General features: G+C 55.4%; 9 protein-coding genes, 1 tRNA gene, 1 pseudogene and 1 riboswitch. Of the genes and pseudogenes, 8 read left to right on the forward strand and 3 right to left on the reverse strand.

Features of this window, described 5'->3' with window-relative positions:
- Both ACXJ5O_RS14985 and ACXJ5O_RS14990 read left to right on the forward strand, forming a co-directional pair.
- Window positions 1–449, forward strand: a pseudogene (locus ACXJ5O_RS14985) (ornithine carbamoyltransferase); the annotation flags it as partial.
- Window positions 442–1446 (forward strand): Hsp33 family molecular chaperone, encoded by a 1005-nt coding sequence (locus ACXJ5O_RS14990; RefSeq protein WP_457300576.1) that lies wholly within the window; start codon window positions 442–444, stop codon window positions 1444–1446. The pseudogene ACXJ5O_RS14985 and the gene ACXJ5O_RS14990, both read left to right, overlap by 8 nt.
- 4 nt (window positions 1447–1450) lie before the next feature.
- Here the strand turns inward: ACXJ5O_RS14990 and ACXJ5O_RS14995 are convergent, their stop codons facing one another.
- Window positions 1451–1747, reverse strand: coding sequence for a hypothetical protein (locus ACXJ5O_RS14995; protein WP_457300577.1), 297 nt, complete (start codon window positions 1745–1747; stop codon window positions 1451–1453).
- Window positions 1747–2139, reverse strand: coding sequence for a Co2+/Mg2+ efflux protein ApaG (apaG, locus tag ACXJ5O_RS15000; RefSeq protein ID WP_457300578.1), 393 nt, complete (start codon window positions 2137–2139; stop codon window positions 1747–1749). Before apaG ends, ACXJ5O_RS14995 begins: the two co-directional genes overlap by 1 nt.
- A 148-nt stretch (window positions 2140–2287) precedes the next feature.
- Here apaG and ACXJ5O_RS15005 point away from each other — a divergent pair, with 148 nt between their 5' ends.
- A complete protein-coding gene (locus ACXJ5O_RS15005) occupies window positions 2288–2623 on the forward strand; it encodes an MmcQ/YjbR family DNA-binding protein (RefSeq protein ID WP_457300579.1) in 336 nt (111 codons plus the stop codon).
- 4 nt (window positions 2624–2627) lie between these two features.
- Here the strand turns inward: ACXJ5O_RS15005 and ACXJ5O_RS15010 are convergent, their stop codons facing one another.
- Window positions 2628–3821 (reverse strand): O-succinylhomoserine sulfhydrylase, encoded by a 1194-nt coding sequence (locus ACXJ5O_RS15010; RefSeq protein WP_457300580.1) that lies wholly within the window; start codon window positions 3819–3821, stop codon window positions 2628–2630.
- 62 nt (window positions 3822–3883) lie between these two features.
- Window positions 3884–3963: riboswitch (SAM riboswitch) on the reverse strand.
- An 83-nt stretch (window positions 3964–4046) separates the two neighbouring features.
- On the opposite strand from ACXJ5O_RS15010, the gene ACXJ5O_RS15015 reads away from it, so the two are divergent.
- The 5 genes from ACXJ5O_RS15015 to ACXJ5O_RS15035 form a co-directional block, all read left to right on the forward strand.
- Entirely contained in the window at window positions 4047–5138 is a 1092-nt protein-coding gene (locus ACXJ5O_RS15015) for a 2'-deoxycytidine 5'-triphosphate deaminase (protein WP_457300581.1), read from the forward strand.
- Window positions 5139–5191: 53 nt separating this feature from the next.
- Window positions 5192–5265 (forward strand) — tRNA-Gly (locus ACXJ5O_RS15020).
- Window positions 5266–5288: 23 nt separating this feature from the next.
- Window positions 5289–5555: a DUF6460 domain-containing protein gene (locus ACXJ5O_RS15025; protein ID WP_457300582.1), complete on the forward strand. Its 267-nt coding sequence runs from the start codon at window positions 5289–5291 to the stop codon at window positions 5553–5555.
- Between the two features lie 79 nt (window positions 5556–5634).
- Entirely contained in the window at window positions 5635–6129 is a 495-nt protein-coding gene (locus ACXJ5O_RS15030) for a CAP domain-containing protein (protein ID WP_457300583.1), read from the forward strand.
- Window positions 6130–6285: 156 nt separating this feature from the next.
- On the forward strand, window positions 6286–7045 hold a 760-nt coding region (locus ACXJ5O_RS15035), incomplete at its 3' end, for an MATE family efflux transporter (protein ID WP_457300584.1).

Below are 7045 nucleotides of genomic sequence, written 5' to 3' on the forward strand. Positions count from 1 at the left end.
GCAACAATGTGCTGCACTCGCTCGTCGAGGCAGCAGCGCGATTTGATTTCAATCTCAACATCGCGACGCCGGAAGGCAGCGAACCGGACAGTAAATATCTTGATTGGGCCAAGCGCGCTGGCGGCAAGATCAGACTGACGACGGATCCAATTTCGGCCGTCGAAGGTGTCGATTGTATCGTTACCGATACCTGGGTATCGATGGGACAGGAGGGTCGCGCGCGCGGCCACAACGTGTTCATGCCATACCAGGTCAACGACGCATTGCTAAAACATGCCGACCCTGATGCGCTGTTCATGCATTGCCTTCCCGCACACCGCGGCGAGGAAGTGACTGACTCCGTCATTGATGGACCGCACTCCGTCGTTTTCGATGAAGCGGAAAACCGTCTACATGCACAAAAGGCAATTCTTGCCTGGTGCCTCGAAGGAGGTCGCCCGGATGCCTGATTCTTCCATCCGCACTGACGAGTATATATTCGCGGGCGATGATGCCGTGGTTCCATTCCAGGTCGAGGAACTCGACGCGCGCGGGCGTGCCGTTCAGCTCGGACCTACACTAGACGACATTTTGAGCCGCCACGACTATCCGGAGCCAGTAGCGAAGCTTCTGGCAGAGGCGATCGTCCTTACGGTTCTGCTCGGCACATCGCTGAAATTCGATGGGAAGTTCATCTTCCAGTCCCAGTCGGACGGACCAGTCGACATGCTGGTCGTCGACTTTCGCACGCCGAATTCCGTTCGCGCGTACGCGCGCTACGACGAGGAGCGCTTGGCCGAAGCCATCGCTGAGAACAGACTTTCGCCGGTCGAGCTGATGGGTGGCGGCACGCTCGCACTCACCGTCGATCAGGGCGAATACACCCAGCGGTATCAGGGCATCGTTGCGCTCGATGGCTCCAACCTCGAAGAGATCGCCAAGACCTATTTCCGCCAGTCCGAGCAGATTCCCACCGACCTTCGTCTTTCGGTTGCAAAGCTGATCGAACGTGGCGAAGACGGCAAGCCGGTCGAGCAATGGCGCGCCGGTGGGCTCATCGTGCAGTTTTTGCCTGAATCGGAACTGCGCATGCGTCAGCGTGATCTACCATCGGGTGACGCGCTGGAATCTGACGACGACGAGGAAGTCGACCTCGTCGAAGACGATGACTGGGCTGAAATCAAGGCACTCGTTGCGACGATCGAAAGCTCGGAATTGACCGATCCTCAAGTTGGAGCCGAACGCCTGCTATACCGCTTGTTCCACGAGCGGGGCGTCCGAGTTTTCGACGCAGTGCCGGTGAACGATGATTGCTCGTGCTCACGGGAAAAAATTGCCGGCGTACTGTCTGGCTTCACTGCTGAAGAGATTACCGACAGCATCGAGGATGGCAAGATTAGCGTCACCTGCGAATTTTGCTCGACAGAATATGAATTCGATCCGGCAGAGTTTTTGCCAAAGAATTGAGCAATCAGGCGCGCATTGGCGCGGTTATTTCGTGAACGATCGTTACCACAATTAATAATGCGATGTATGCGCAGATAATCAGCCAAAGCGGCCATACTCTCGTTGATTTCTTCGCCAGAAGGCCGACGATGAGACCGGGGACCATCACCAGCGCGACCAACTGACTGACAGCTTCCGTTCTCGTTGTGAAGCTTGGCAGACTATAGCCGAGAAACTGTGCGCCTATGGCCAAAGCAAAGGCAACGGCAGAGCAGGCCAAAGCCTTGATGTAAGGCGATTGAGTGCGATTTGTCTCTTGCATCAGTTCAATGTCCGTAACTGATCGGGCAGGTCAAGTGAGAATGCTGGAATCTCGATATCAAACCGTACGCCGCTGTCGGTCTGCATTGTATAGYGACCGACCATGACGCCAGATGTTGTCGTCAGGGGACAGCCAGAAGAGTATTGGAAGGAGTCGCCGGGATTGAGAATAGGTTGTTCACCGATGACGCCCGGACCGCGTACTTCCTCCGTGTGGCCATTACCGTCGGTGATTTTCCAGTAGCGCGCACGCAATTGCACAGTAATCTCCGACTCGTTGGCGATGGTAATGCGGTATCCCCAAACGTAGCGGTTCTCTTCCGGATTGGATTGCTCCTCCAGATAGAACGGTTCGACGGTAACCTCAATATCGCGGGTAATGGCTTTGTACATACCTTCTCTCAGTTTATGTCCCTCATATCGCGGGTCGGCGCCATCGCGTCAACCATCGAGAGAAAGTCCGGTTTAAATCCTTCGTGATCGGCGCATTTCTCGCTAATATAGGGATGAAGCCGTTCGGTGGAGCTAAGCAATTCTGTTGATGAGCCTCGAAGAATTTGCAGAAATGGCGCTTTCATTTCCTGAAACTATTCAGGCAAGTCATTTCAACACGACCGATTTTAGGGTGAATGGAAAAATCTTTGCAACGCTGCGCCCTGAGAAGCTGCGCGGTGTATTGTTGCTCACTCGGGAAGATCAATCCCTCTTGTGTGAGACGTCGAGAGATATGTTTGAGCCTGTACCGGGACGCTGGGGCGAAAAAGGTTCGACCTATGTCGTTCTGTACAGCGCCGATCCGGACGCGGTACGCAATGCCATAGCGATCGCCTGGAAAAGGGCCGCGCCAAAATCAGTCTCGGCGCGGCATATCCTCTAATTTTCTACAGTGTCGCTTTCAGAGCGATATCGAGATCCTCGATCAGATCGTCCGCATCTTCAAGCCCGACCGACAGCCGTAATAAACCATCGGAAATACCGAGTTCGGCGCGGGCCTCGTCCGTGAGATTTTTGTGGGTAGTGGTGGTCGGATGGGTGATCAGGCTCTTTGAATCACCCAGATTGTTGGAAATCTGGATGACTTCCAAGGTGTTCTCGACATTGAACGTCGCCTTCTTGGCGCCCTTTACTTCGAAGGCGATCAGTGTGGAACCGCCCGACATTTGCTTGGCGATGACATCAGCCTGCGGATGATCGGCACGGCCCGGATAAATTACCTTGGAGATCGCTGGATGATCGGCAAGGAAATCGGCGATTTTTGCTGCGCTTTCCGTCTGCTGGCGCACACGTACAGCCAAAGTTTCGAGACCCTTCAGCATGACCCACGAGTTGAACGGGCTAAGACCAGGGCCGGTATGGCGGAAATATTCGTGCAGATTTTCGTCTACCCACTGCTTGTTGGAAAGGATCACGCCGCCAAGACAACGACCTTGTCCATCGATATGTTTGGTCGTGGAATAGACAACGATGTGCGCACCGAGTTCCAGCGGCTTTTGGAAGAGCGGCGTCGCGAAGACGTTATCGACAATAAGCTTGGCGCCAACGGAATTGGCCACCTGTGCCACAGCCGCAATATCGATGACTTCCAGTGTCGGGTTGGTCGGGCTTTCGAGGAACAGCACCTTGGTGTTCGGGCGGATGGCGTTTTGCCAGTTCTCGATCTTCGAGCCATCTATCAAAGTAAAATCAACACCGTAGCGCGGCAGAAGCGTTTCTATGATGTAACGACACGAGCCGAACATCGCCCTTGCGGCCAGAACGTGGTCGCCGGCCTTGACCTGGCAGATGATGGCTGCTGCCACAGCCGCCATGCCTGACGCCGTAGCACGCGCATCTTCAGCGCCTTCCAATGCGCACATGCGCTTTTCGAACATGTCCGTTGTCGGGTTAGCATAGCGGGAATAGATGAAGCCCGGCTCCTCACCCTTGAAACGGGCTTCAGCGGCTTCGGCGCTGGGGTAGACAAAGCCTTGCGTCAGGAACAACGCTTCGGACGTTTCACCGAAGCCTGAACGCAGCGTTCCGGCATGGACGAGTTGGGTTGCGGGGCGCAGCTTGCGGGTGATGTTCGCGGTCATCGTCTTCTCAATCTGCCAGAATCTGGCCAATAAAAAACCGGCCTTGCGTGAATCGCAAAAAGGCCGGACGAAACCGGGCCTCTTTTAGCAAATTATTTAACGTGGCTGCAAGCCGGCCGGCCAAATCACCACGGGATAAAACTGCTTTAATCCTCTCAAGCGCTTGCGTCAACCGGGCGAGACGCTAAAGCTTTTGTATGTTTCTGTAAGGTTTTGGCGATTGACATGAGTAGACATCAAGCAGGTATTCTGGCGGACGGTGGCATCAGGGCTCTGTATCAGGCCGGCGCGCTCAGGACAGAGCGGGATTTCGATGCTGATCAGATCCAGCCTGCAAGCCTTGACCTGCGGCTTGGTACGAAAGCCTATCGGGTCCGCGCCAGTTTCATGCCGGGGCCTGGAACCGCCGTTATCGACAAGCTTGAGCGGCTCAAGCTGCATGAAATCGATCTGACCGAAGGCGCGGTGCTTGAAACCGGCTGTGTCTATATCGTTCCCTTATTGGAAAGCCTGAGCCTGCCGCCTGAGGTTTCTGCTTCGGCCAACCCCAAAAGCTCCACCGGTCGACTCGACATTTTCACGCGCGTCATCGTCGACGGTGCACAGGAATTTGACAAAGTGCCAGCAGGCTATCACGGGCCGCTCTATCTTGAGGTCAGTCCGCGCACCTTTCCCATCGTGGCACGTGCCGGTTCGCGTCTGTCGCAAATCCGCTTCCGCACGGGGCGCGCGCAATTGGAAGAGGTAGAACTCACGGCTTTGCATGCGGCGGAAACCTTGGTCGCTTCCGAAACGCCGAACATTTCCGGCGGCGGCATCGCGCTATCCATCGATCTGACCGGCGACGCAAACGGTCTCGTCGGCTATCGCGGCAAACATCATACCGGTGTCGTTGATGTGGATAAACGCGGTGTGCATGACCTTTTTGATTTCTGGGAACCTATCCATGACCGTGGTGCACGCGAACTGGTGCTCGATCCTGATGAGTTCTATATTCTGGTTTCGCGCGAAGCTGTGCATGTGCCACCGCTTTATGCCGCAGAAATGACGCCTTTCGATCCGCTGGTTGGAGAGTTCCGCGTCCACTATGCCGGTTTCTTCGACCCAGGTTTCGGCCATACTGCTGCGGGTGGAACCGGCAGCCGTGCGGTACTTGAGGTGCGCAGCCATGAAGTACCGTTCATTCTCGAACATGGTCAGATCGTCGGGCGCCTGATCTATGAGCATATGCTGGAGCGCCCGCGCGCGCTCTACGGAACCGACCTCGGTTCCAACTACCAGGCACAGGGCCTGAAATTGTCAAAGCACTTTAAATGATACGCGGGGAACGCTTGACAAGAATGGGCTTCAACGAACATTGATAAGCAGATGCGGGTGTAGTTCAATGGTAGAACGGCAGCTTCCCAAGCTGCATACGAGGGTTCGATTCCCTTCACCCGCTCCATCTTTTCCAACACCGGAGAACAAATGTCGGAAAGAATGAACCGCTTCCTGGGAGACTCGCCCGGTCGAGTCCTTGTGAAACTGATCGTGGTCTCGTTGGTGGTGGGTGTCGTCATGAATGCCTTCGACTGGTCTCCTATCGACATTCTTTATGGTTTCGAGAACTTTATTCGCCGCATTTGGAATCTCGGTTTTGGTGCTATCGAACGTTTTGCCGCTTATTGCCTGCTCGGCGCGGTTGTTGTCATTCCCTGCTTCATCATTTTGCGCTTACTGAGTTATCGGCGCTAAAATTCCGCTACAGCCAATTTCGGCCTGAAGGAGCCACAATTGCCGGATACCGGCGGGAGGTCTCCCTCAGGAATCGTTCATGTCCGAAAAGAATTTTTATCTGTCGCGCCGCAACTTTCTTAGCCTCACCGCGGCTGCGGTTCTGCCGCTATCTGCCTGCCAGACTGCCATGAAAACGCCAGGAAAAGTTGCGGGAGCTTCGGCTGCGGCTGCTTCAAACGTGCAAGCGATCCGCTCCGCCAATGGCCTCGGTGGGCTGAACGCTGACCCGTTGCTGGAACGTGCCGCCTCGCAACAGGCAGGCTACATGGCAAGTGCTGGCCGTATGGCTCACACAACGGGCTGGGGTCGCGGCTTTGCCTCCCGTGTAAGGGATAACGAAATCCATGGTCTTGCCGCCGAGAATATCGCCATGGGGCGCATGAACATGGACCAGCTTTTTGCCAGGTGGATGGCATCACCGCCGCATCGGCGCAACATGCTAGATCCGCAGTTTACCCGTTTCGGTCTGGCCTATGCGGAGTCCACAAACGGCAGTGCCGAGCGTTATTGGGCGCTGGTTCTGGCAAGTTAGCGTTGATTGCCGCGATTGCACTGGAAACCGCGCCGAGTAGGTGGCATAGAGCAATAGTAACCGTGTGGTTGCAATCTCCGGTGCTTCATGACAATCGAGACTTCCCCTCAGCCAGGATCAAAAATTGTTCGACCGTTCGAGGTGACCAACAAGTTGATGCTGGCGATTACGATTCCGGTAATGCTGGCATCGCTGACGACGCCATTGCTCGGACTGGTCGACACTGCGGTGATTGGCCAGCTCGGTGACCCGCATCTGCTGGGCGGCCTTGCAATTGGTGCACTGGTTTTTGATTTTCTGTTTTCGACAATGAATTTCTTGCGCGCGGGCACGACGGGGCTTGTAGCGCAGGCAATGGGAAGGCACGACAATGTAGAACAGCAAGCGGTCTTTTGGCGCGCCATAGGTATCGCCGCCGTAGCCGGTGTACTCTTTATTGCGGCGACGCCTTTGATCCTGCAAGCGACAATCAGCTTCATGAACCCGGACAAGGCCGTCTCGGACGCCATGTTGACCTATGTCTCGATCCGCTTGCTGTCATCGCCCATGGCGCTTGGTAATTTCGTGGTTTTGGGTCTGTTGCTCGGTCAAGGAAAGGCCATGCAAGGGCTGTACCTTCAGTTCCTGCTCAACGGTGTTAACGTTGTGATGACAATCTGGTTCGGCCTCGTTTTGGGCTGGGGCGTTGCGGGTATTGCTTGGGGTACCTTGCTCGGTGAAACCGTTGCGCTCGCGGTTGGCCTATTCATAGTCTACCGGCAATTCCGTGCAGTACCGAATCCGTCCCGAGCGCGCGTTCTGGATATGCACGAAATCCGCCGCATGTTTACGGTCAACCGCGATATCATGTTGCGGTCGTTCTTCTTGTTGATCGCCTATGCCTATTTCACCCGCGCTGGAACGGAAGCGGGCGCGG

It is taken from the genome of Phyllobacterium sp. P5_D12 (genome assembly GCF_054049495.1).

Bases quoted from the DNA above. Each gene is read 5' to 3' on its own strand.
- ACXJ5O_RS14990 (WP_457300576.1), top strand. From the start codon at position 442: ATGCCTGATTCTTCCATCCGCACTGACGAGTATATATTCGCGGGCGAT.
- ACXJ5O_RS15010 (WP_457300580.1), bottom strand. From the start codon at position 3,821: ATGACCGCGAACATCACCCGCAAGCTGCGCCCCGCAACCCAACTCGTC.
- ACXJ5O_RS14995 (WP_457300577.1), bottom strand. From the start codon at position 1,747: ATGCAAGAGACAAATCGCACTCAATCGCCTTACATCAAGGCTTTGGCC.
- ACXJ5O_RS15025 (WP_457300582.1), top strand. From the start codon at position 5,289: ATGTCGGAAAGAATGAACCGCTTCCTGGGAGACTCGCCCGGTCGAGTC.
- ACXJ5O_RS15015 (WP_457300581.1), top strand. From the start codon at position 4,047: ATGAGTAGACATCAAGCAGGTATTCTGGCGGACGGTGGCATCAGGGCT.
- ACXJ5O_RS15005 (WP_457300579.1), top strand. From the start codon at position 2,288: ATGAGCCTCGAAGAATTTGCAGAAATGGCGCTTTCATTTCCTGAAACT.
- ACXJ5O_RS15030 (WP_457300583.1), top strand. From the start codon at position 5,635: ATGTCCGAAAAGAATTTTTATCTGTCGCGCCGCAACTTTCTTAGCCTC.